Origin of the sequence: Sinorhizobium medicae, from assembly GCF_007827695.1 — a bacterium.
GTDB lineage: Bacteria > Pseudomonadota > Alphaproteobacteria > Rhizobiales > Rhizobiaceae > Sinorhizobium > Sinorhizobium medicae.
On the sequence record NZ_VITA01000007.1, the window covers coordinates 161993 to 182890 of the forward strand.

Here is a 20898-nt window from a genome sequence, read left to right on the forward strand (position 1 = left end):
AGCACTGCAGCAACCATTGTGCGTCTTTTGAGACACGCAGCGACGCAGTGCGCGAAACATGCCGCGATCATGAGTTGAAAGCAAGAGCGGGCATGCGCGTGGCGCGCTCGACGCTCGCAAAAAAAAGGCCCGGAGACAGGGTGCTCCGGGCCTTGATCAGAGTCCGCGAGGCGGGATCTTCAACGGACGAGAATGTTCCTGAACTGCCAGGGGTCCTTCGCGTCGATATCTTCCGGAAACAGGCCGGGGCGGCCGTCAAGCGGCGTCCAGTCGGTATAATGCCCTTCGACGGGACCGAGATAGGGGAGCTGCACTTCGAGGCAGCGCTTGTAGTCCATTTCGTCGGCCTCGACGATGCCCGCCTTCGGGTTTTCCAGAGCCCAGACCATGCCGGCAAGAACGGCGCTCGTGACCTGCAGCCCGGTGGCGTTCTGGTAGGGCGCGATGCGCCTGGTTTCTTCCAGCGAAAGGCGCGAGCCGAACCAATATGCGTTCTTGGCGTGACCGTAGAGCAGCACGCCGAGCTCGTCGACGCCGTCTATCAGCTCATGCTCGTCCAGGACGTGCAGTTCAGGCTGTGCCTTGCCGCCGTTGCCGAACATTTCGTGCAGCGAAAGAACCGCGTCGTTGGCAGGGTGATAGGCGTAGTGGCAGGTCGGGCGGTAGACGACATCGCCGTTCTTGTCGCGGACGGTGAAGAAGTCGGCGATCGAGATCGATTCGTTGTGCGTGACGAGGAATCCGTATTGCGGACCGGGCGTCGGGCACCAGCTGCGCACGCGGGTATTGGCACCCGGCTGCTCCAGGTAGATCGCCGCCTTGCAGCCCTTTTTGTGCTTCTTGGCGTTTTTCGGCATCCAGTTCTCGTGGGTGCCCCAGCCGAGTTCGGCTGGCTGCAGCCCTTCAGAGATGAAACCTTCGACGGACCAGGTGTTCCAGAATACGTTGAGGGGCTTCGGGTGCTTGGCGCGCTGGGTGTCGCGCTCGGCGATATGAACGCCCTTGACGCCCGCTTTCTTCATCAGCTTCGCCCAGCCATCGCGGTCGTCCTGGTGAGGCTCATCGTATTTCAGGCCGAGATCGTCGGCGAGGTTGAGCAGGGCCTTTTTGACGAACCAGGAAACCATGCCCGGATTGGCGCCGCAGGTCGAAACGGCAGTCGTGCCGCCCGGGTTCTTCTCCTTCTCGCGGCGGACCGTTTCGCGCAACGCATAATTCGTGCGTGCCGCGTTGTCCTTTTCGGCGTCGAAGTAGAAACCCAGCCAGGGTTCGACGACCGTGTCCACGTAGAGCACGTCCAGCTTGCGGCAAAGCTTGATGAGGTCGAGCGAAGAGGTGTCGACCGAGAGATTGACGCAGAAGCCCTGGCCGCCGCCTTCGGTCAGAAGCGGCTTCAGCAGCTCTTTGTAGTTGTCCTTGGTTACCGCTGCGCGCACGTGCCGGACGCCGTGACGCGCGAATATCTCCGTGTCCTTGGCGTCCTCACGGGGCTCCACCACGATCAGCCGGCTCTTGTCGTATCTGAAGTGGCGCTCGATCAGCGGCAAGGTACCATGACCGATCGAACCGAAGCCGATCATCACGATGGGACCGGTGATCTCACCGTAAACCGGATAGGTGGTGTCTGCCATTTTTGTCTTTCTCCTGAGAAAACGTCCCTGTGCGGTACCTTGGATGCGCGCGAAAGCGAGCCTCGACTTCCTGGCGGGCCTGCATGGCGTCAAATCGGAAACGATTCAAGGACGTCTCATGCGGGCAACGCAAGTGCTGCTGCGGCTTTTGCGCGTCTGGATCGGCGCGCGGCGCTGTAGAGCATAGTTTCCTGTCACAATAAAGAGCCGGGCCGTCAACCCGCACTTGAGTCTGTGCTTAACCGGCGATCTCCGAGGGGGGCAGCGACCGAAGCCGTGCGTTCTCGACCTGACCCTCTCGGCTGTCGTTTCGCACGGCAGCTTGCCACAAGCATTACGTGCTATAGCTTCAACTGAGCTGGCCGCTTCGCAGAGCGACCTTTATGTTGGTGGAGCAGACCGACCGTGACTGGTGATCACCTCAAGGCCCTGCTGGGCCTGCAAGCCGCAACACCGGTGTTGATCGCGCTTTATGATCCGCAGGATCGGTTGCGCTACGCCAATGAGGCCTTTCGGTCCGCCTACCATGTCGGGAAGGACGAGGCGCCGACCTGGGCGGAAATCATGCGTCGCAACCATGCCGCGGGCAGGGGTACCGTGCTCGAGACCGACGACCTCGAAGGCTGGATCGCCGCAACGCTCCACAGGCGCGGCAAGGTGCCCTTTCGCACGGTCGAGACCGACCTGCATGACGGTCGCTGGCTTTTGATGACGGAGACCGTGGATCAGAAGGGCTGGATGCTCTGCATCGCTTCCGGCATCACCGATGTACGCGCAGGGGAGCGCAAGCTTCGCCAGGACCGCGACTTTGCCCTGAGAGCCTCACAGGTGGACGATCTCACCAGTCTACCCAATCGGCGTTACACAATGGAGAGACTCAAGGAGTTCATCCAGAACTGCGCCGAAAACCCGCACATGTGGGGATGCGTGGCGATCATCGATATCGACTATTTCAAGGCGATCAATGATCGCTTCGGCCATTACCGGGGCGATGAAGTGCTGCTCGACTTTGCCCGCCAGATGCAGGAATTCGTCCGGCGCTCCGACTGCTTCGGCCGCATCGGCGGCGAAGAGTTCATGCTGATCCTGCCCGACACCACCGTCAGCGAAGCCAATCTCATCCTCGACCGGCTGCTGGACAAGATCCGGAGCGCGAGGCCGCTGTCGAACATACCGGAGTTCTTCTACACCTGTTCGGTCGGGCTTGCTGAATACCGCGAGGGCGACAGTGTCGGCGACATCTATTCGCGCGCGGACGCGGCGCTTTATATCGCCAAGCGCGAAGGTCGCGATCGCGTAAGTCGCTTTACGCTGCCTGGATCAGGCGATGAGTTCAGCCCGGATCAGACCCCTTAAGGAATTGCCGACATAGAGGCGGCCGCCGGCGAGGTCGGAGGGCTCCAGCCGCTCAACCCTTGCTCGCCGCCGGCAGATGAGCTCCGTGCGCAAAACGCCGGCGAGCAGGCCACAGGCGATCGGCGGCGTTTTCAAGTGGCCGCTGCCGTCATCGAGAAAGACAGAGGTGATCGTGCCTTCGCAGATATTGCCTCTTTCGTTGAGCAGGATCACCTCGTCGGCGTCCGCCGTGGAAAATTCGCGGCGTGCCTCCTCGTAGAGGCTCCGGCGCGTGGTCTTCATCCGGAGAAGCCGGTCGCTGGAATCGAGCCGCGACGAGGCGATCCGCACTCGCCATACCGCGTCCTCGGCAAGCGGCACGAAAGGCGCCGTGGTTACGTCGATGCTGCCGTCGCGGTCGAGTGTCAGGCGCACACGCAGCGGCGCTTGGGCGCCCGAAACAGCGCGGGCCAGCGCCGGCCCGGCTGCTGACGCATCCGCAAAACCGAGGCGCCTGGCGGAGCGCGTCAACCGCGCCAGATGCAGCGGCAGCCGCGCAAAGCCATGCTCCGGTTCGTAGCGCAGCGTCTCGATCAGGGAAAAACCGATCATCGAGCGATCTCCGCATCGCCGACGGCGAAACGGGCCTTCAGCAGGCATTCTTCGTATTCCGCCTCGGCCGTCGAATCGAAGACGATGCCACCGCCGACATTGAACACCGCCTCCCCCCCGGGGAAAAGGGAAATGGTGCGGATCGCGACGCTGAAGCGCATCGCCCCGTCCGGCGCGATGTAGCCGATCGCGCCACAATAGGCGTCGCGCGGGCCGGACTCCAGGTCGTGAAGAATTTCCATGGCCCGCATCTTCGGCGCGCCGGTAACGGAGCCGCAGGGAAAGAGTGCGGCGAAGATGTCGGCGATGCCGATGTCCGTCAGAAGCTTCGCCCTGACATGGCTCACCATCTGATGGACCGTCGGATAGGTCTCGATATCGAAGAGTTTAGGCACGTCGAGCGTGCCGACTTCGGTGACGCGGGAGATGTCGTTGCGCAGAAGGTCGACGATCATGCGGTTTTCGGCTTGCGTCTTCTCGTCGGCGCGCATCGCCGCGATGATCGCATCATCTTCCTTAGGGCTCGCGCCGCGCCGCGCCGTGCCCTTCATCGGGTGCGTTTCGATCCAGCCCTCGGCATCGACCCGGAAGAAAAGCTCGGGTGAGCGCGACAGCAGCACTGGGCCGTCGAGGGCGACGAGTGCGCCGTATCTCACCGGCTGACGCTCGATGAGCGACCAGAAGGCGGCAAGCGGATCGCCGGACCAGCGCGCTTGGATCGGCATGGTCAGGTTCGCCTGGTAGCAATCGCCCTGGCGCAGATGCCGGTGCAGCCTTTCGAAGCGCTGGCGATAAGCAGGAAAATCCCAGCCGGCGCGAGGCTCCAGGAGGAAGGGTTCGTTTTCGCTGCGCCGCCGCGCCACGGCAAGCGCATGGTCCTCCGCCGGCGCGTCGAAGACCCCGAATGACATCAGCGGCGTTTCCCGGTTCTCCGGCGCGAAGGGGGCCAGCTTCGTCTCGAAAAGATGCCCCGCTTCATAGGCCATGAAGCCCGCGATCCATTTTCCCGCACGATGGGCCGCTTCGATTTCACCAAGGCCGCGGTGAAACTCAGCCCTCGTCCGGGCCGTGACGACGCGCAAAGGGTCGGCGAAAACCGTGGTGCGGTTCTCGCTGTCGTCCCGGAAGAGGACATAGGGCGCGTGTTCGATCATTGAGGTCGGTCGCTGTCAAACTCGGTCCGACGGGGCTGATTGCCCGAGCGGGTTACGCCTTATCAAGCGCCTCCAGTTCGTCGATGAGCCCCTCAATCATCGACAGGCCCTGTGCCCAGAACGACGGATCGGCGGCGTCGAGCCCGAAGGGCGCCAGAAGTTCGGAATGATGCTTCGTTCCGCCCGCCTTCAGCATATCGAAATACTTCTCCTGGAAACCGCGCTCGGCGTTCTGATAGACGGCATAGAGGGAGTTTACGAGGCAATCACCGAAGGCATAGGCATAGACGTAGAAAGGCGAATGGATGAAGTGGGGAATATAGGCCCAGTAGGTCTCGTAACTCTCCGAAAGCCGGATCGCCGGGCCGAGGCTTTCGCTCTGCACCGACATCCATATGCGGCCGAGATCCTCGGCCGTCAGTTCGCCTTCCTTGCGGGCCGTATGCACTTTGCGTTCGAAATCGTAGAAGGCGATCTGCCGGACGACCGTGTTGATCATATCCTCGACCTTCTGCGCAAGCATCGCCTTTCGCTCGCGCCGGTCCTTCGTCCGGTCGAGGAGGGCGCGGAAAGTCAGCATCTCTCCGAAGACGGATGCGGTTTCCGCAAGTGTCAGGGGTGTCGAGGCCATCAGCGCGCCCTGCGCGCCGGCAAGGACCTGGTGGACGCCGTGTCCGAGCTCGTGGGCAAGCGTCATGACGTCGCGCGGCTTGCCCATATAATTGACGAGAACATAGGGGTGCACGGAAGGGACGGTCGGATGCGCGAAGGCGCCTGGCGCCTTGCCGGGGCGGACCGGCGCATCGATCCAGCCATCGTCGAAGAAGCGCCGGGCGATCGACGCCATTTCCGGGGCGAAGGCGTGATAGGCGGAAAGGACCGTATCCCTGGCATCGTTCCAGGGAATGAGCGCGTTCGGGGTCTCGGGCAGAGGAGCGTTCCGGTCCCAGAAATCCATCTGCTCCATGCCGAGCCACTTGGCCTTCATCGCATAATACCGGTGCGAGAGGCGTGGATAGGCGGCCTTCACCGATGCGGCCAGAGCATCCACGACCTCGCGCTCCACGCGATTGGCGAGATGGCGGCTGTCGGCTATATCCTCGAATCCGCGCCAGCGGTCGGAGATTTCCTTGTCCTTCGCGAGCGTATTGGTGACGAGGGTGAAGGTGCGGATATTTGCCTTGAAGGTTTCTGCGAGCGCGAGCGCGGCCTTCCTGCGCACCTCTACGGAGGAATCCTGCAGAAGGTTGAGCGTCACTTCCAGCGGCTGCTCCTTGCCGTCCACCGAAAAGGTCAGAGATGCGATCGTTTCGTCGAAGAGCCGGTTGAAGGCGTTTGCGCCAGTCATCGTTTTTTCAAGGAAGAGTTGCTCCAGCCTGTCGTCGAGCTGATAGGGCTTGTCCTTGCGCAGATCGAGAATCCACGGGGCATAGTGGGCGGCAAGGCCATCGGCCGCGAGTGCCGCATCGACGCGCTTGTCGTCGATGCGGTTGAGCTCCAGCGAGAAGAACAGGAGATGCGCCGAAATATCGGTAAGCTTCGACTGGATGTCGCCGTAGAGCTTGCCGTTCGCCGGATTCGAAGTGTCGGAAAAATAGGTGAGCCCGGCAAACGAAGCGATGCGGCCCATGAGGTCGTCCAGTGCCTCGAACTCATTCACGGCGGCGCCGAGACCCTCATCACCCGTTCGGCCGGCGGCCTGGTCCAACTTGCCCTTCCACTTAGCCTCAAAGGCGACCGCGTCGGCCTCGGCCCTGGCGAGGTCGGAGCGGAATTCCTCGGAGGATGGCGAAAGGTAGAGGTCCGTTAGCCGCCAGGACGGCAGGTCGCCGAGTTCGGCCGGCGCCGAGGCTGCCTGATCAGCCCCGGAGTTCGCCAGCGCGGCACGCAGCAAAGTGGGCCCGGAGGCGGCGAGACGTGGCGAAGCGAATTTCATTGTCGGTTCTCTCGTTTTGGACAGGCCCAACCCTGAAGCGAGGCAACGGCATGGCTCCCATTGCTACCGCCGGCGATGGATAAAATGCAAGCATTTCTCAAAACAGGATGTTCAGCCGTTTGTGGGACGAATGGCTCGCATGATTTGGCACATGAGGTTTGCCAACAGTACCCCGCATGTCCCAGGCAGGAGGCTTTCGTGACAGCTCATATTCTTGTCATCGACGACGATCCGGTGCAGCGGCGGCTGCTGACGAACATGATCGAGCGGCTCGGCCATGTCGCGCATCTCGCCGACAACGGGCGCAGCGGGCTGGAGCTCATGCAGCGCAAGGGTGGCATCATCAATGTCATTCTGCTCGATCTCCTGATGCCGGGAATGAACGGCCACAGCTTTCTGGAAGCGCTCGCCGAGCGAGGCGTCGACACCCCCGTCATCGTACAGACGGGGCAGGGGGGGATCGAAACAGTGGTTCAGGCGATGCAGGCCGGCGCCTTCGATTTCCTCGTCAAGCCCGTTTCGCCGGAGCGGCTGTCGATCGCCCTGGGTAACGCGCTGAAGATGGCGAGCCGAGACGGCAAGGTCAAAACCGCCCGGCGTCCACGCGGCGGGTCCGTCGGTTTCGACGATATCGTTTCGGCAAGCCCGGCGATGATCCGTGTCATCGATCTCGCACGCCGCGCCGCGCAGTCGAACATCCCGGTCGTGCTCGAAGGCGAATCGGGCGTCGGCAAGGAAATGGTCGCCCGCGCAATCCAGGCGGCCAGCGATCGGGCGACGAAACCGTTCGTCACCGTGAACTGCGGGGCCATCCCCGGCAATCTCGTCGAGAGCATTCTCTTCGGCCATGAGAAGGGCGCGTTTACCGGCGCAAGCGAAAAGCACAGCGGCAAGTTCGTCGACGCCGATGGCGGCACGTTGTTTCTCGACGAGATCGGCGACCTCCCGCTCGAGGTCCAGGTCAAGCTGTTGCGCGCCGTCCAACAGGGCGAGATCGAAACGGTCGGGGCTCGTCAGCCGCAGAAGGTGAATGTGCGGCTTATCTCGGCCACCAACAAGGACCTCATCAACGAGGTACGCGAGGGCCGGTTTCGCGAAGACCTCTACTATCGGCTGAACGTCTTCCCGATCACCATACCGGCGCTGCGCCGGCGCAAGGAGGACATCCCCGTTCTGGTCCGAGCCTTCGTCGAGCGCTTCGCCGCAGAGCAGAGGCTCGACCAGCGGCTGACGGTCTCGAACGGTGCAATGGCGCTGCTGACATCCTATGACTGGCCGGGTAATATCCGGCAGCTCGAAAATGCGATCTTCCGCGCCGTCGTTCTCGCCGAAGGTCACGAACTCACCGTCAGGGATTTTCCGCAGGTCGCCACCCAGATACCGGGATATATCGTTGCCGACCGGACCGGTCTCTCCTGGGGTGACGGCGGTCCGGAAGGCCGCACCGCGCCCGATCGGCCGGCCGCCGTGACGGCCGATGCCGGGGCACTGGAAACCGCACCTACCGATCAACGGGACGAACGCATTGAGAACGCAATAGCCAGCCTGAGCGAGGGCGGCGAGGTCAGGAAGCTCGCGGAGGTCGAGGAGGAGCTGATTCGCTTTGCCTTGAAATTCTACCGCGGCCAGATGAGCCAGGTTGCCCGCAAACTGGGAATCGGTCGATCGACCCTTTACCGCAAACTCAAGGATTACGGCATCGATCCCGACAATCCCTTGCGCGAGGCGGCATAAAATCGACGCATTCACACCTCATTTCCCGTGCAAATCGTTTGCCGCCGTTTAGACCTTGTTAGCAAACTGTTCACTATATTATAAGGGGCGGTGAACACTGTGGCATAATTGCCATGCTGTCACCTTATTTGACAGTCATCTGAGACAGCAAAGCACGGTTGTCCGTCGGACGGGGATTGAATGCCAAATTTGTTCGGTTTGGAGGAACCAGTCGGTTCCTTTGCGCGCAGAGTCTGCTCGGCGGTCGCTCGAAAGGCGCCGCAGGTCCTGGCGTCTATCGCGCTGGTATGCTCCCTTGTCACGCCTGGCATGGCGCCTCCGGTCGAGGCCGCCGGACAGACACGCACCCTCAAGCTGTATTTCATCCACACCAAGGAAAAGGCGCAGATCACCTTCAAGCGCAATGGTCGCTACGATCAGAAGGGGCTGCAGCAGATAAACCGTTTTCTTCGCGACTGGCGGCGGAACGAGCCGACAAAAATGGATCCGCGCCTGCTTGATCTCGTCTGGGAAGTTTATCAGAAGAGCGGTTCGCGCGATTATATCCACGTCGTTTCGGCTTATCGTTCACCGGCGACGAACGGCATGTTGAGGTCACGCTCCAAGGGCGTCGCCAAGAAGAGCCAGCATATGCTCGGCAAGGCGATGGACTTCTATATTCCGGATGTGAGGCTGAAGTCGCTGCGCGAGATCGGCATGAAGTTCCAGGTCGGCGGCGTCGGCTACTATCCGACCTCCGGTTCGCCCTTCGTGCACATGGATGTTGGCGGGGTACGCGCCTGGCCGCGCATGACGCGCAACGAGCTTGCGCGTCTCTTCCCCGATGGCAAGACCATGCACATCCCCTCCGACGGCAAGCCGCTGCCCGGCTATAATCAGGCCGTGGCCGATTATAAGCGCCGCGTCGGCGCGTCTGCGATCCAGGTCGCGGGCGGCGGTGCCACGGGGTCGGGCGATACCGGAAAGCGCCGCAACCTCTTTGCCGCGCTCTTTGGCGGAGGCGGCGACGAGGATGAAGAACCCGCGGCGATTGTCGCCGGTGGCGATGAAGAGGCTCCGGCCAAGGTCCGTACCGCGTCCGCGCCGGCGGCCCAGGATGCTCTCCCGGGCGTTGCAGGGTCTGCGGCGGGTTCGCAGCAGCAGGACATCGACGCACCAGTGCCTGCCGTGCGACCGGCCTTCAAGGAAACACCGGCTGATGGCGGCGTCGCTGTAGCGCTCGTCGCTCCGGAGAAGAACAGCGCTCAGGAGGCGTTGGCTGCGGCCATGCCGCAGACGCCGGCCGTGCCATCGGAATTTGCGGATCTGAGCACCCTCAAGGTTCCTGTCCCGCAGATGCTCGACCGGCGCGACATGAACGCTCTGATCGCCAACGAGACGCTCGTCGCCGCGGCCGGCGGTGAGGCCGAGGAGTTCGGGTTCGTGCCGGTGCCGGGAATGCGCCCGGCAGGTGAGGAGGCGCTTGCGGCCGTTGCTCAGGCGGACGTCACCGTTCCTCTCTTTGAAGACCGGCCCGCGCTCGCTTCCGCGGCACAGGCGCCGAACGCAACCGGTGCGACCGGGTCACGCGTGGCTCTCGCCGCGCCGACAACCGAGAACCGGGCGCCTGCAATTCCTCCTGCGATCGAGCTTGCCGCCTATGCGCCGCAACCGGGTTCGGCTGCGCGTGAGGCGATCTTCGACAGTGTCTTCGACCCAGACGCGGATGCCCCCACGAAAGGCGCCCGCCCCAAGAGGCAGGATGCCGAGGCGAAAAGCCGGTCTTCCGTCCGCACCGAGCCGAAGCTGACGCAGAAGATCATTTCCGAGTGGGCGCTCTCGGCGGGTCGTGTGGCGACCCTGTCCAAGCCGGTCAAGGCGCCGCGCTTCGTCAGCAAGTCGCTCCGCGTCGCTCCGACGACCGTTTACGCGGCCGGCTTCACCAGCAATAACGGCGCGGTCGATACGGCGCGCTTCAGCGGCAGTGCCGTCAACTTCATGGAAGTCAAGAAGTTCGACACCAACTGAGTCTTGCCGCCACGCATAAGCAAGAGCGTTTCAGTGTTCCGCTGAAACGCTCTTTTGTTTTCGAAGCTTCGAACTTCGGATGAGAAGCCGCTGCCCGACCGGCGCTTTGCGCCATCCGATCAAAGCAGCCGGACAGTCTTTCGTAGAGCAGGACGGATGTGGAGCCGGACAGTCTGTCGCGAATGCTTCATGCGGCTGAACCGACCATGAAACCAAAGCTCAGCAGAGCGATTGCTGTCTGGCGAGGGCGGGTGAAATTTTCAGCAAAATTGCCTCGATTTTCAAAAGAACCCTTTGACATCAGCAGCTATCGTGACGTCTCCTTGCGCCAAACCGTGACTTCCAAAATAGAATTTCCGGTTTCGTAGATTATGGTTAGCGAAACGTTTATAGTAGTTGAACCTTTCGTCATCTCAAATAGCCCTCTACTAACAGTTTTAATCCCGTAGCTTTCTTTTGTGAAGTTCCCTAATATTGTGATCATGACGTCTCCGATAAAATCTGATCCGTCAATCAGCTCAATTTTACATCCTTTATTTTCTCCAAAGATATGCTTGTGGTTAATTGTAAAAACCATGTATCTTTGTCGTGGAAAAAAGCCAATTATAACTTTAGGTCCTACAGCAACTACAACAGTGTTCTTTCCTGCTAAGAAAGAATCTTTGAACCCATACTGTTTGAGATCGGCGGCAGACACGGTTTGCAATTCTGCAGCCGGAAGACATTTGTCCATCGCAAGCTGCAACGCTCTGTTGATGTCCATAGCCGTGGTTTGGCCTTTTCCATCTGACGGGCCCGTTTCAGAAGAGCTTGCACATCCATTTAGGCCCGTAGCCACTGCGAGAACAAGGGCAAGATTTTTCATGCTACGAAGCGCCTTTCCGCCGAAATAGGCCGTGCTCAGGGCCGATCCAATTATTGAGGTTTGGCCGTTGGTTCTTATCTGCATGCCTGGAACCGACATTATGCGCAAATAAGTTGCATTAAGGTTTCTTACGCGCTTGACGTGTCGGAGCGATGCCTCGCTCCCACGAGGTGGGCCGAGACGTTCCGCCGTTGAGCCATCCACGGCAGGCAAAAGCCCTCCAGCCGTCACGCAAGGAGTGAGCGCCGGTTGGGTCGACGCTTCTGTCAATCAGACCGTTTGTGGAGGCGAGTTCGCAATGCGGTGCTCCGCCGGAGAAGGTAGCCCTCGGCGTCGGCGGCAAGCACAATATCGTAATCGCTGCGATTGCAGCGGCAAGCTATGTGCGGGCTTGCGGCGGCGGTGTCCGATGCCCAATCCCAAGATTGGAAATTGTTCGAGGAATGCGCCCAACTATGGGGCCGCATTCCTCGGCTTCGGCGTCCGAGATGCCAGGAGAAAGGATGTCGTCAAGGACCGGTCAAAGCCGATCGTGGCTGATCAGGCTGCGTCCTCGGTCTCGGCCGCAGGGATCATGCCCAGCGCCTGGAGGTAGGTGTCGAGGATGGCTTCCTGTTCCATGCGCTCGTCGGCATCCTGTTTGCGGATGGAAATCACCTTGCGCAGGATCTTGGCATCGAAGCCCATCGATTTCGCCTCGCCATAGACATCCTTGATGTCGTCGGCGATGGTCTTCTTCTCTTCTTCCAGCCGTTCGATCCGTTCGATGAAAGCGCGAAGCTGGTCGCGGGCAATGCCGTGAGCATCCGACATGGTCGTCTCCTTATGGGATGAATTTTCCGGGTGCTGTGACCTGCCGTGAACGGCCGCCGAGGTCAAGGGCGATTGCGCAACAACACAGGCATTTCCTCCAACTCCTATTCCTTGGGCCGGTTGCGCTCGAACGCGGCATTCTGCTCGGCGGAAGCCTCTTTCTGGTTCCGAGCCCGCCATTCGTCATAGGGCATGCCGTAGACGATCTCGCGGGATTCGTCCTTGCTCATCGTCACGCCTGAGGCTTCCGCCGCTTCGCGATACCAGTTCGACAGGCAATTGCGGCAGAAGCCGGCAAGGTTCATCAGATCGATGTTCTGAACGTCGCTGCGTTCGCGCAGATGCTCGAGCAGCCGGCGAAAGGCCGCTGCCTCGAATGCGGTGCTTTGGTTCGGGGTGAGCTCGGTCATGGGCTTCGTCTCCTCTTCGTCAGTTTTCATAGGCGCCCGTGCGCGACGGGTGACGTTGATAGACGTGGAGCTCCGGCAGGTCGTTGAGCTCCGCAAGGATGGGCGCCAGTCGTTCCGCCCAGGCGGCGACGCCCGCTGTATCGGCTATAAGATCCTGGCGGACTTCTATCAGTGCATGCGCGATCCCGGGCGTCATGCAGTGCCGATACATGGTATCGCCACGCAGTGCGCCGTCATAGGGTTCATTGTTGCCGACCACGATCTCGCCGTCCGCCTGGAGCCGTTCCATCAGCGGAAAGACGGCACGCGGATCGTTGTCCCACAGAACCGAGGCATGCCACGGACGCGCAATGCCTTTCCAAGAAGGCGTGAAGGAATGCAAGGAGATGACCAGAGGCGCTCGTCCGCCGGCGGCCGCGGTCCGGGCGATGGTCTCCGATACGGCTCCATGGTAGGGGCGGTGAAAGCGCTCTATCCGGTGTTGCCACTCCTCGTCGGCTATCGGATGGTTGCCCGGAACGATCGCGCCGTCGGAGATCTTCATGATCAGCGTCGGGTCGTCTTCGCCGCGGTTCGGGTCGATCAGGAGGCGCGAGAAACAGCCGAGGACCGCCGGCGCCTCGAGTGCGACCGACAATTGCCGTGTGAGCGGTTCGATACCGATATCATAGGCGATGTGACGCTCGAAAGCGCTTTCCGGCAGGCCCAGCCGGCCGTACTCTGCCGGAAGCCGGTTCATTGCATGGTCGGCAAGAAGCACGAGGCCCTTGGCAGGATTGCCCTCGATGATCTCGTAGGGAGAGTAGTGCTGCATTCCGCTCCGTCTTTTCAGAATCGATCCCATTCATGATTTCAGGTTGATCCAACCTGAAATCATCGGGGTCCATAGCTGCCCATCTGATTGCACGCAGAGCCGCCATTCGCAAGAAAAACGCGAAGCTCTTATACCGTTCTGTCACAGGAGTGACTGATATAATCGATTAGAGTTGCGTTGACTTTCAAGGCTGTCCGTCGCAAGAAAGTGCCACGCAAATCAAAACGGAGTTCCGCAGGAAGCCGTGTCTAGATATCCTTTTTCCAGAGTGAAGCCGGGGTCGATGACGTTTGGATCCATCCTCCTGTTTTCTTTAGCAGTTTCCGTCCCATTTCTCTCCGCTGGCGCTGCCCGCGCCGATTTTCGCGTGTGCAACGGGACACAGACTCTTGTCGGCGTCGCGATCGGATACCGGGCTAAGGAAGGCTGGGTCACGGAAGGCTGGTGGCAGGTGCCGGCAACGACCTGCGCTACCCTGATCGAGGGCGAACTCCAGTCCCGGTACTACTATCTCTACGCGGAAGATGCGGCCAAAGGCGGCCGCTGGACCGGCGACGTCAACATGTGCGTGGCCGAGAACGAGTTCAAGATCGTCGGTGTCCAGGACTGCTTCGCCCGCGGTTTCCAGCGTATGGGATTCAAGGAATATGACACGGGGCGGCAGGGAAGCTGGATGGTTCAGCTTTCCGACACGCCCGGCACGCAGGAAAGCCAGAATTGATGAGACGGAACAGGAAAGTCAAAATCCTCGCTACGCTGGGGCCGGCATCGGCCGATGAGCAGATGATCCAGAAGCTGCACGAGGCGGGGGCCGATCTGTTCCGTATCAATATGAGCCATGCGAGTCATGAAGTCATGCGCACTCTGATAGAGCGGATCCGTTCGGTCGAGGCGCGTTGCGGCCGCCCCATCGGCATTCTGGCCGACCTGCAGGGTCCGAAGCTGCGCGTCGGAAAGTTCGCGGAGGGAAAGGTCGAGCTCAAGCCCGGTCAGACCTTCACGCTCGACAATCGGGATGTGCCCGGGGACAGCCGCCGCGTCTATCTTCCGCATCCGGAGATCCTCGAAGCCGTCAAGCCCGGCCATCGTTTGCTGATCGATGATGGCAAGCTGCATCTGCGCGCCGAAAAAACCGATGGCAAGAGCATCGTCACCACGGTCGTCTCCGGCACGAGGATCTCTGATCGCAAGGGCGTCAGCCTGCCCGATACGCTGCTCGGCGTCGGCGCGCTGACCGACAAGGACCGCGTCGACCTCGATGCCGTGCTGGCGACGGGGCAGGTCGACTGGGTGGCGCTTTCCTTTATCCAGCGCCCTGAAGACCTTGCGGAGGTTCGTAAGATCGCACGGGGTCGCGTCGGGCTGATGTCGAAAATCGAAAAGCCGCAGGCGATCGAGCGGATTGACGAGATCATCGAGCTTTCGGATGCTCTGATGGTGGCCCGCGGCGATCTTGGCGTCGAGATGCCGCTCGAATCCGTGCCGGGGCTTCAAAAGCAATTGACGCGGGCCTGCCGGCGAGCCGGCAAGCCCGTCGTGGTCGCAACGCAGATGCTTGAATCGATGATCTCCTCGCCGGTGCCGACGCGCGCCGAGGTGTCGGACGTGGCCACCGCCGTGTTCGAAGGTGCCGATGCGGTGATGCTCTCGGCCGAGTCCGCTTCCGGCGAGTACCCGATCGAGGCGGTTTCGACCATGGCGTCGATCGCCAGCAACGTCGAACGCGATCCGCATTATCCGGGGATCATCTATGCCCAGCGCACGCCGCCGGAAGCGACGGGTGCGGATGCCATCTCGCTTGCCGCCCACCAGATCGCCGAAACGCTCAAGCTCGCAGCGATCGTAACCTACACATCCTCCGGCACGACCGGGCTTCGGGCGGCGCGCGAGCGGCCCCAGGTGCCGGTCATCGCGCTTTCGCCAATCGTCCAGACGGCCCGTCGCCTTTCCGTGGTCTGGGGCCTGCACTGCGTCGTCACCGAGGATGCCACCGACCTCGACGACATGGTCAACCGCGCCTGTCGTATCGTCTCGACAGAAGGTTTCGGCAAGCCCGGAGACCGCGTCATCGTTACCGCCGGTGTCCCGCTTGGTACCCCGGGGGCCACGAACATGTTGCGCATCGCCTATATCGGCTCGGACGGGCAGTCGGCGGTGTAAAGCATCGCAGGATGCGTTTCGGGTCTGTGCTGCTTGTCATTTCGCCGAAGGCACGGGCGTGGTTGTAGTCGATCCCTGGCAAGGCTGAGGTGCTGATTTCTCTCCGCGCATGTGTCCGGCACGCCGCGAGCCGCGAGAGGGACTCGATCAGGCCGGCTGAGGGGCATTCGTCGACGCGTACCGGTCACGTCCGGCTGCCGGCGAGCTTTTCTGCCAATTCGCCAAGCTGCTCCTGCGCCTTCCGGTCGGACGGATAGACGTCGAGGAATTGCTGCCATGCACGCATGGCGAGCTCTTCCTTGCCGGCAGCCTCCAACATGGTGGCCATGCCGGCGAGTGCGCCGAAATGGCGAGGCTCCAAGGCGAGCACGCGGTTGATGTCGGACATCGACTTGCGAAAGTTGCCCATCTGGTAATGAAGCGTGGCGCGACGGTTCCAGCCTTCGACATAGTCGGGCGAAAGGGCGATCACCTGGTCGAGAAGATCGAGCGCCGCCGTCTGCTTCTCCTCGGCGATCGCCTTGTTGGCCCATTGCATCAGAAGGTTCACGGTCGCGCTGCCGGAATCCTGCCATTCGAGGCGAATGCGTTCGGCGACCTGACGGGCCTTGTCCTCCTCGACTTCCCTCTTGAGATCGGTGAAGAGTGCGTCGACGCGCTCTTTTGGAGTGGTGAGGGCCGCGACCTCTGTTTGAGGCGAGGGCTCTGCCGCCACAAGCGGCGTGCTGTCCACTGTCGTGGCGCACATGGCAAGACATGCCAGAATCAAGTTCGAGAAAACGCGCATGGCGGGCATCGTAGCCCGCCATGAAACAAGATCAAATCAATTTTAGGAAATCAGCGAGTGACCCCATCAAGGCGCAGGCGGCAATTGCCGCCGCAGGACATCAGCCCTGGCGCGCCTTGAAGCGCGGGTTCAGCTTGTTGATGATGTAGACGCGGCCCTTGCGACGAACCAGACGGTTTTCGCGGTGACGGGTCTTCAGGGACTTGAGCGAATTCTTGATCTTCATTTTTCCTGATCCGCATGGTTTCGGGGAATGAAAATTCGCCCGGTAATTCTAACAATCAAAAGCGCGCCGTTCAGCGCGCTGTCCAAGTAGGCAGGCACATAGCGTGTCGTCCCAATCGTGTCAACCGCGCGCCGGGGATTTTGCCGCCTGTTCCCCGTCCCATCTGTGCCCGTTCCATGTGTCCCCGTTTCATGAGGGCCGGATCAGAGCAGGCGGGTGAAATGCCCCATCTTGCGGCCGGGCCGCGCCTCGGTCTTCCCGTAGAGATGAAGAAGCACGTTGCGCTCTCCAAGCAGGTCCGCAACGCCGGCGATGTCGTCGCCGATAAGGTTCTGCATCACGCAGTCCGAATGGCGCGACGGGTCGCCGAGGGGCAGCCCGGCAATCGCGCGGATATGCTGCTCGAATTGCGAAACGACACAGGCGGCCTCCGTCCAGTGGCCGGAATTGTGGACGCGCGGGGCGATCTCGTTTGCGACGACGCTGCCGTCGGCGAGAACGAAAAACTCGACACCGATGACGCCCACATAGCCAAGCGCCGCAAGGATGCCGGTAGCCGCCTTGCGGGCCGCTTCGGTGGTTGCCGCGCCGACGGATGCGGGCACGATCGAGGTGTGGAGAATGCCGTGGCGATGTATGTTTTCTGCGGGGTCGAAGCAGGCGGTGGTCCCGTCGGCCGCGCGGGCGGCTATAACCGAGATCTCCCGCTCGAAGGACACGAGGCTTTCGAGGATCAGGGGGACCTGCCCGAGCGCGACATAGGCGCCCGCCGGATCGTCGGTGGCGGAACGGAAGACGCGTTGACCTTTGCCGTCATAGCCGAACCGGCGGGTCTTGAGCACGCCGGCCCCGCCGAAGTCGGAAAGGGCGGCCTCAAGGTCGGCCTGGCTGTCGACGGAACGGAAGCGGGCGGTGTCGATGCCGCAGCCGTTGATGAAGCGCTTTTCGACGAGACGGTCCTGTGCCACTTCCAGCGCCTTCGGCGGCGGGAAGACCGGCCGCGTACGGGCGAGCTGTTCGGCGGCCGAGACGGGGACATTCTCGAATTCGTAAGTGACGAGGTCTGCCACCCGGGCAAGCTCGGCCAAGGCGTCCGGATCGTCATAAGCGGCAAGGATCTGCTCGTTGGCCACCTGCGCGGCGGGACAGTCCGGCTGGGGCTCGAGTACGACAGTTCGAAAATTCAGGCGGGCAGCGGCCATGGCCAGCATGCGGCCGAGCTGGCCGCCGCCGATGATGCCGATCGTCTTCATGCCTCGTCTACCGGATATTCCGCGACCGATACGGTCTGCTGTTCGCGCCAATCGTCGAGACGGTCGGCAAGGTCGTCGTCGCTGAGAGCCAGGACGGCTGCGGCCAGGAGCGCAGCGTTGATGGCGCCTGCTCTGCCGATCGCAAGCGTGCCGACCGGAATTCCGGCGGGCATCTGCACGATCGACAGCAGGCTGTCCTGACCGGAAAGCGCTCTCGACTGGACCGGAACACCGAAGACCGGAAGCGGCGTCATGGCCGCGCACATTCCCGGGAGGTGCGCGGCGCCGCCGGCGCCGGCAATGATCACCTGGAAACCCTCGTCGCGCGCGCCCTTGGCGAAGCGGACGAGGCGGTCGGGCGTGCGATGGGCGGAAACGATGCGGGCTTCATAAGCGATGTCGAGCGCCTCGAGCGTGTCAGCGGCGTTCTTCATCGTCTCCCAGTCCGACTGGCTTCCCATGATGATGGCGACGGGAGGGGGCGTAGTGTCGGTCACGTCTTGGTCCGTTTTTCAGGCGATTATGTCTGGAATGATCTGGTCTTCGATCTTGGTGATCTTGTCCTTGATGGCCAGTTTCTTCTTTTTCATCCGCTGGATGCGCAATGCGTCACAGCCGGTCTGGATCATCGCGTTGATCGCCGCATCGTAGTCTTCGTGTTCCTGCCTCAGGCGCGCGATCGTCAGTCTGAGTTCGGCCTGGTCCTGGTCCGGCATGCAAAGCGATCCCCTTAACCCCGGCTTCGCCGATCCGCGATCCGAGAATTTCCTGCTCGCTCTAACACATCTTGCCCGGTGACGGGAAGTTATCCGATGTCATCATTTCGCCTTCGACAAATGAAAAATGACATGGCACAGTAAGAAGGTTTCAACCATGGAACATCCGGCATTTGCGTGCCGGGTGCAAGCTAAAGGAAGGGACTGCCAATGACCATTGAGGCTCATCTTGCAACGCTTGAGAAGAAGCATGGCGTCCTTGAAGAGGAACTCCACGAAGCCCTGAACTCTCCGTCCTGCGAGGACGAACTGATCAGCGAACTCAAGCGGCGGAAGCTGCGCATCAAGGACGAAATCGAAAGACTCCGTTCCTCGACGCACTGATCGTGAACGGTTCCCGATTGCATTGCCGTCTCTCAGGCGATGCGACGATAGGGTCAAAACAATCCCGAAACGATACACTCACATTGGCTGGCCGGGCTCCGCGTCCGGTCGGCTTCCTTAGGCGGTGCGGGGTCACGTTGTTGCACGCGCCGCCTGACTGCATCAGGACCAGAACTGGTCCAGCCACAGGTTGAGCCGGTCGAATCCCGGCTTGTTGATCGTGTAGATCCGCCGTGTGCCGCTTGCGGACACCGATACGAGATTGCAGTCGAGCAGTGCCTTGAGATGCTGGGAAACAGCGGGCCGGCTGATAGGCAGGCCTCCGGCGAGTTCGTTGACGATCTTGGGCGCGCGCCGCAACTCTTCCAGCAGATAGCGCCGGTTCGGATCCGCAATGGCATCGAAAGGGTCCGCGATCGTCATAAGCAGACGTTAGGCGAATTCCCCCGGGCCGGCAAGAAAATTGTGCGCTGCGAAAGTTCGCTTTGCGTTGCAGCAAAAATGGCGAACTCCGTCGTTGCTACAACGTCCCGGACATTACGCTTCCGAGGCCGTCCCAGACGAGCTTCCAGCCGGCGACGAATGCCATCATGTACATGAACGGATAGAAGACCTGCGGTTTCATGCGCCGGACGATCCAGGCCCCGCAGGCGGTTGCGGCCATGGCAAGCGGGAAGAGCGTTGCCGAGGTCTTGAGATTGCTGAGGTCGAGTTGGCCGAGGGCGAAATAGGGGATGAGTTTCACGGCGTTGAGAGTGGCGAAGAAGCGCACGATCGTGCCGGTATATTCACGGGGCGCGAGCTTCAGCGGCAGCGCGTAGATCTGGAATGGAGGGCCGCCTGCATGAGCGACAAAGCTGCCATAGCCCGCGAAGGTGCCCCAGAGAGCAGCCGGGCCGGAGCGCTGCGGCTTCGGCTGAATGGCGATGCCGTTGCGGCTGCGCCACAAAGTGTAGACATAGCGCAGCACGAAGACGACAGTGATGAGACCGATGATCAGCCTCAGCGCGTCGCGTGGCACATAGGCGGACGTAGCCCAGCCGACGGCGATGCCGACCAGCGCGCCTGGGAGCAGCATGATATAGGTTTGCCGATCGCCGTGCTTTCGCCAGATCCAGAGAGAGACGATGTCCATGGCGATCAGGATAGGCAGAAGCAGCGCCGCAGCTTGCACCGGCGAAACGGCCATGGACAGGATGGGCACCCCCATCAGCGAGAGAGCCTCGCCCATCCCTCCCTTGGCGAGGCCGACGAGCAGAACGGCCGGAATGGCAACGAGATAGAAGTCGATGTCGGGAAGCATTGGCGGCGGTTGATCCTTTTGTCATCTCCGTCTATCGGTTTTCCCGAATGAAATCGAGTGCCGGCTTCCGGCTCGAACCGAGATCGCCAGGATTGACGACATGAGCAAAATTGAAGACCGCTGCCGCCTCGTGCTGGTCGCACCGGATATCCCGGACGGCCTGGAACGCGTGAAGCTCGTTGGCGATGCGCTGAAGGGCGGAGATGTGGCGTCGGTGATCGTGCCGCAATACGGGCTTAGCGATGCGGATTTCCAGAAACATGCGGAAGCGCTCGTGCCGGTGATCCAGAAGGCCGGCGCCGCGGCCTTGATCGAGGGAGATACCCGCGTTGCCGGACGGGCCAAGGCGGACGGCATCCATATCGCCGGCGCCGCCGCCGCCCTCGCCGAAGCGATCGAGCGGCATGCGCCGAAGCTCATTGTTGGTGGCGGCAATGCTACCGACCGTCACCATGCGCTCGAAATCGGCGAATTGCGGCCCGATTACGTCTTCTTCGGCCGCACGGACGGCGATATAAAATCTGAGGCCCATCCAAAGAACCTGGCGCTTGCCGAATGGTGGGCGTCGATGATCGAGATTCCCTGCATCGTCATGGGCGGCATGGATCCGCAATCGGCGCTTGCGGTCGCGGAAACCGGCGCGGAATTCGTGGCACTCCGCCTTGCCGTCTTCGGCGAAGCCGAACAGGCGCCGTCGGTGGTCGCGGCCGTCAACGCCTTGCTTGACGAAAAAGCGCCACGGTTTGAAGGTTAAGACC

The 20898-nt window shown here is 61.5% G+C and carries 22 protein-coding genes; 7 read left to right on the forward strand and 15 right to left on the reverse strand.

Going from position 1 to position 20898, the window contains the following annotated elements:
* Positions 1-179: 179 nt before the first annotated feature.
* Positions 180-1631: a homospermidine synthase gene (locus tag FB009_RS14350; RefSeq protein ID WP_012066904.1), complete on the reverse strand. Its 1452-nt coding sequence runs from the start codon at positions 1629-1631 to the stop codon at positions 180-182.
* A 405-nt stretch (positions 1632-2036) separates the two neighbouring features.
* Here FB009_RS14350 and FB009_RS14355 point away from each other — a divergent pair, with 405 nt between their 5' ends.
* Positions 2037-2987, forward strand: a complete 951-nt coding sequence (locus FB009_RS14355) for a sensor domain-containing diguanylate cyclase (RefSeq protein ID WP_012066903.1) — start codon at positions 2037-2039, stop codon at positions 2985-2987.
* Here the strand turns inward: FB009_RS14355 and FB009_RS14360 are convergent.
* The 3 genes from FB009_RS14360 to FB009_RS14370 are packed head-to-tail and all read right to left on the reverse strand — an operon-like array spanning position 2952 to position 6668.
* The gene (locus tag FB009_RS14360) at positions 2952-3578 is read right to left on the reverse strand and encodes an aminotransferase class IV family protein (RefSeq protein ID WP_012066902.1); all 627 of its coding nucleotides are present in this window, start codon (positions 3576-3578) and stop codon (positions 2952-2954) included. The two genes, FB009_RS14355 and FB009_RS14360, sit on opposite strands and share 36 nt — an antisense overlap.
* Entirely contained in the window at positions 3575-4732 is a 1158-nt protein-coding gene (locus tag FB009_RS14365) for an aminodeoxychorismate synthase component I (protein WP_012066901.1), read from the reverse strand. The genes FB009_RS14360 and FB009_RS14365 overlap by 4 nt, the downstream gene beginning before the upstream one ends.
* 52 nt (positions 4733-4784) lie before the next feature.
* Positions 4785-6668: a M3 family oligoendopeptidase gene (locus tag FB009_RS14370; protein ID WP_012066900.1), complete on the reverse strand. Its 1884-nt coding sequence runs from the start codon at positions 6666-6668 to the stop codon at positions 4785-4787.
* A gap of 198 nt (positions 6669-6866) precedes the next feature.
* Between FB009_RS14370 and FB009_RS14375 the strand changes: the two genes are divergently transcribed.
* Positions 6867-8402 (forward strand): sigma-54-dependent transcriptional regulator, encoded by a 1536-nt coding sequence (locus FB009_RS14375; protein WP_024310986.1) that lies wholly within the window; start codon positions 6867-6869, stop codon positions 8400-8402.
* A gap of 180 nt (positions 8403-8582) precedes the next feature.
* The gene (locus tag FB009_RS14380; RefSeq protein WP_018209405.1) at positions 8583-10409 is read left to right on the forward strand and encodes a DUF882 domain-containing protein; all 1827 of its coding nucleotides are present in this window, start codon (positions 8583-8585) and stop codon (positions 10407-10409) included.
* A 307-nt stretch (positions 10410-10716) separates the two neighbouring features.
* On the opposite strand, the gene FB009_RS14390 is transcribed toward FB009_RS14380, so the two are convergent.
* From FB009_RS14390 to FB009_RS14405, 4 genes are all read right to left on the reverse strand, one after another.
* Positions 10717-11358 (reverse strand): hypothetical protein, encoded by a 642-nt coding sequence (locus FB009_RS14390; RefSeq protein WP_127618781.1) that lies wholly within the window; start codon positions 11356-11358, stop codon positions 10717-10719.
* Positions 11359-11814: 456 nt separating this feature from the next.
* Positions 11815-12087 (reverse strand): DUF2312 domain-containing protein, encoded by a 273-nt coding sequence (locus FB009_RS14395; protein ID WP_012066896.1) that lies wholly within the window; start codon positions 12085-12087, stop codon positions 11815-11817.
* 104 nt (positions 12088-12191) lie between these two features.
* Complete coding sequence (locus FB009_RS14400; protein ID WP_012066895.1) at positions 12192-12497, reverse strand: DUF1244 domain-containing protein; 306 nt, start codon at positions 12495-12497, stop codon at positions 12192-12194.
* 19 nt (positions 12498-12516) lie between these two features.
* On the reverse strand, positions 12517-13311 hold the full coding sequence (locus FB009_RS14405; protein WP_012066894.1) for an N-formylglutamate amidohydrolase: 795 nt from the start codon (positions 13309-13311) through the stop codon (positions 12517-12519).
* 283 nt (positions 13312-13594) lie between these two features.
* On the opposite strand from FB009_RS14405, the gene FB009_RS14410 reads away from it, so the two are divergent.
* On the forward strand, positions 13595-14032 hold the full coding sequence (locus FB009_RS14410; protein WP_012066893.1) for a DUF1036 domain-containing protein: 438 nt from the start codon (positions 13595-13597) through the stop codon (positions 14030-14032).
* Positions 14032-15471, forward strand: a complete 1440-nt coding sequence (gene pyk, locus FB009_RS14415) for a pyruvate kinase (protein WP_012066892.1) — start codon at positions 14032-14034, stop codon at positions 15469-15471. Before FB009_RS14410 ends, pyk begins: the two co-directional genes overlap by 1 nt.
* Before the next feature lie 184 nt (positions 15472-15655).
* On the opposite strand, the gene FB009_RS14420 is transcribed toward pyk, so the two are convergent.
* The 5 genes from FB009_RS14420 to FB009_RS14440 all read right to left on the reverse strand — a co-directional run bounded on the left by FB009_RS14420 (position 15656) and on the right by FB009_RS14440 (position 18453).
* Entirely contained in the window at positions 15656-16267 is a 612-nt protein-coding gene (locus tag FB009_RS14420) for a tetratricopeptide repeat protein (RefSeq protein ID WP_012066891.1), read from the reverse strand.
* A gap of 91 nt (positions 16268-16358) precedes the next feature.
* Positions 16359-16484: a type B 50S ribosomal protein L36 gene (gene ykgO, locus FB009_RS14425; protein ID WP_010970191.1), complete on the reverse strand. Its 126-nt coding sequence runs from the start codon at positions 16482-16484 to the stop codon at positions 16359-16361.
* A gap of 203 nt (positions 16485-16687) precedes the next feature.
* Complete coding sequence (locus FB009_RS14430; protein ID WP_012066890.1) at positions 16688-17737, reverse strand: 5-(carboxyamino)imidazole ribonucleotide synthase; 1050 nt, start codon at positions 17735-17737, stop codon at positions 16688-16690.
* Positions 17734-18198 carry a 5-(carboxyamino)imidazole ribonucleotide mutase gene (gene purE, locus FB009_RS14435; protein WP_012066889.1) on the reverse strand — a complete coding sequence of 155 codons (465 nt, stop codon included), beginning with the start codon at positions 18196-18198 and terminating at the stop codon, positions 17734-17736. The genes FB009_RS14430 and purE overlap by 4 nt, the downstream gene beginning before the upstream one ends.
* Positions 18199-18249: 51 nt before the next feature.
* Positions 18250-18453, reverse strand: coding sequence for a YdcH family protein (locus FB009_RS14440; RefSeq protein ID WP_012066888.1), 204 nt, complete (start codon positions 18451-18453; stop codon positions 18250-18252).
* A gap of 210 nt (positions 18454-18663) precedes the next feature.
* Between FB009_RS14440 and FB009_RS14445 the strand changes: the two genes are divergently transcribed.
* Positions 18664-18837 carry a YdcH family protein gene (locus FB009_RS14445; RefSeq protein ID WP_003536026.1) on the forward strand — a complete coding sequence of 58 codons (174 nt, stop codon included), beginning with the start codon at positions 18664-18666 and terminating at the stop codon, positions 18835-18837.
* Between the two features lie 162 nt (positions 18838-18999).
* On the opposite strand, the gene FB009_RS14450 is transcribed toward FB009_RS14445, so the two are convergent.
* Both FB009_RS14450 and FB009_RS14455 read right to left on the reverse strand, forming a co-directional pair.
* Complete coding sequence (locus tag FB009_RS14450; RefSeq protein ID WP_145161638.1) at positions 19000-19260, reverse strand: ArsR/SmtB family transcription factor; 261 nt, start codon at positions 19258-19260, stop codon at positions 19000-19002.
* 97 nt (positions 19261-19357) lie between these two features.
* Positions 19358-20140: a sulfite exporter TauE/SafE family protein gene (locus tag FB009_RS14455; protein WP_012066886.1), complete on the reverse strand. Its 783-nt coding sequence runs from the start codon at positions 20138-20140 to the stop codon at positions 19358-19360.
* Between the two features lie 100 nt (positions 20141-20240).
* Between FB009_RS14455 and FB009_RS14460 the strand changes: the two genes are divergently transcribed.
* Positions 20241-20894 carry a thiamine phosphate synthase gene (locus FB009_RS14460; RefSeq protein ID WP_012066885.1) on the forward strand — a complete coding sequence of 218 codons (654 nt, stop codon included), beginning with the start codon at positions 20241-20243 and terminating at the stop codon, positions 20892-20894.
* Positions 20895-20898: the final 4 nt, after the last annotated feature.

What these genes read in the sequence shown, in the direction of transcription:
- FB009_RS14390 (WP_127618781.1), bottom strand. Translation starts at nt 11,358, where the DNA reads ATGCAGATAAGAACCAACGGCCAAACCTCAATAATTGGATCGGCCCTG.
- FB009_RS14460 (WP_012066885.1), top strand. Translation starts at nt 20,241, where the DNA reads ATGAGCAAAATTGAAGACCGCTGCCGCCTCGTGCTGGTCGCACCGGAT.
- FB009_RS14400 (WP_012066895.1), bottom strand. Translation starts at nt 12,497, where the DNA reads ATGACCGAGCTCACCCCGAACCAAAGCACCGCATTCGAGGCAGCGGCC.
- FB009_RS14410 (WP_012066893.1), top strand. Translation starts at nt 13,595, where the DNA reads ATGACGTTTGGATCCATCCTCCTGTTTTCTTTAGCAGTTTCCGTCCCA.
- FB009_RS14445 (WP_003536026.1), top strand. Translation starts at nt 18,664, where the DNA reads ATGACCATTGAGGCTCATCTTGCAACGCTTGAGAAGAAGCATGGCGTC.
- FB009_RS14365 (WP_012066901.1), bottom strand. Translation starts at nt 4,732, where the DNA reads ATGATCGAACACGCGCCCTATGTCCTCTTCCGGGACGACAGCGAGAAC.
- FB009_RS14440 (WP_012066888.1), bottom strand. Translation starts at nt 18,453, where the DNA reads ATGCCGGACCAGGACCAGGCCGAACTCAGACTGACGATCGCGCGCCTG.
- FB009_RS14430 (WP_012066890.1), bottom strand. Translation starts at nt 17,737, where the DNA reads ATGAAGACGATCGGCATCATCGGCGGCGGCCAGCTCGGCCGCATGCTG.
- purE (WP_012066889.1), bottom strand. Translation starts at nt 18,198, where the DNA reads ATGGGAAGCCAGTCGGACTGGGAGACGATGAAGAACGCCGCTGACACG.
- FB009_RS14455 (WP_012066886.1), bottom strand. Translation starts at nt 20,140, where the DNA reads ATGCTTCCCGACATCGACTTCTATCTCGTTGCCATTCCGGCCGTTCTG.
- FB009_RS14350 (WP_012066904.1), bottom strand. Translation starts at nt 1,631, where the DNA reads ATGGCAGACACCACCTATCCGGTTTACGGTGAGATCACCGGTCCCATC.
- FB009_RS14370 (WP_012066900.1), bottom strand. Translation starts at nt 6,668, where the DNA reads ATGAAATTCGCTTCGCCACGTCTCGCCGCCTCCGGGCCCACTTTGCTG.
- FB009_RS14450 (WP_145161638.1), bottom strand. Translation starts at nt 19,260, where the DNA reads ATGACGATCGCGGACCCTTTCGATGCCATTGCGGATCCGAACCGGCGC.
- FB009_RS14405 (WP_012066894.1), bottom strand. Translation starts at nt 13,311, where the DNA reads ATGCAGCACTACTCTCCCTACGAGATCATCGAGGGCAATCCTGCCAAG.
- ykgO (WP_010970191.1), bottom strand. Translation starts at nt 16,484, where the DNA reads ATGAAGATCAAGAATTCGCTCAAGTCCCTGAAGACCCGTCACCGCGAA.
- FB009_RS14360 (WP_012066902.1), bottom strand. Translation starts at nt 3,578, where the DNA reads ATGATCGGTTTTTCCCTGATCGAGACGCTGCGCTACGAACCGGAGCAT.
- pyk (WP_012066892.1), top strand. Translation starts at nt 14,032, where the DNA reads ATGAGACGGAACAGGAAAGTCAAAATCCTCGCTACGCTGGGGCCGGCA.
- FB009_RS14395 (WP_012066896.1), bottom strand. Translation starts at nt 12,087, where the DNA reads ATGTCGGATGCTCACGGCATTGCCCGCGACCAGCTTCGCGCTTTCATC.
- FB009_RS14380 (WP_018209405.1), top strand. Translation starts at nt 8,583, where the DNA reads ATGCCAAATTTGTTCGGTTTGGAGGAACCAGTCGGTTCCTTTGCGCGC.
- FB009_RS14420 (WP_012066891.1), bottom strand. Translation starts at nt 16,267, where the DNA reads ATGCCCGCCATGCGCGTTTTCTCGAACTTGATTCTGGCATGTCTTGCC.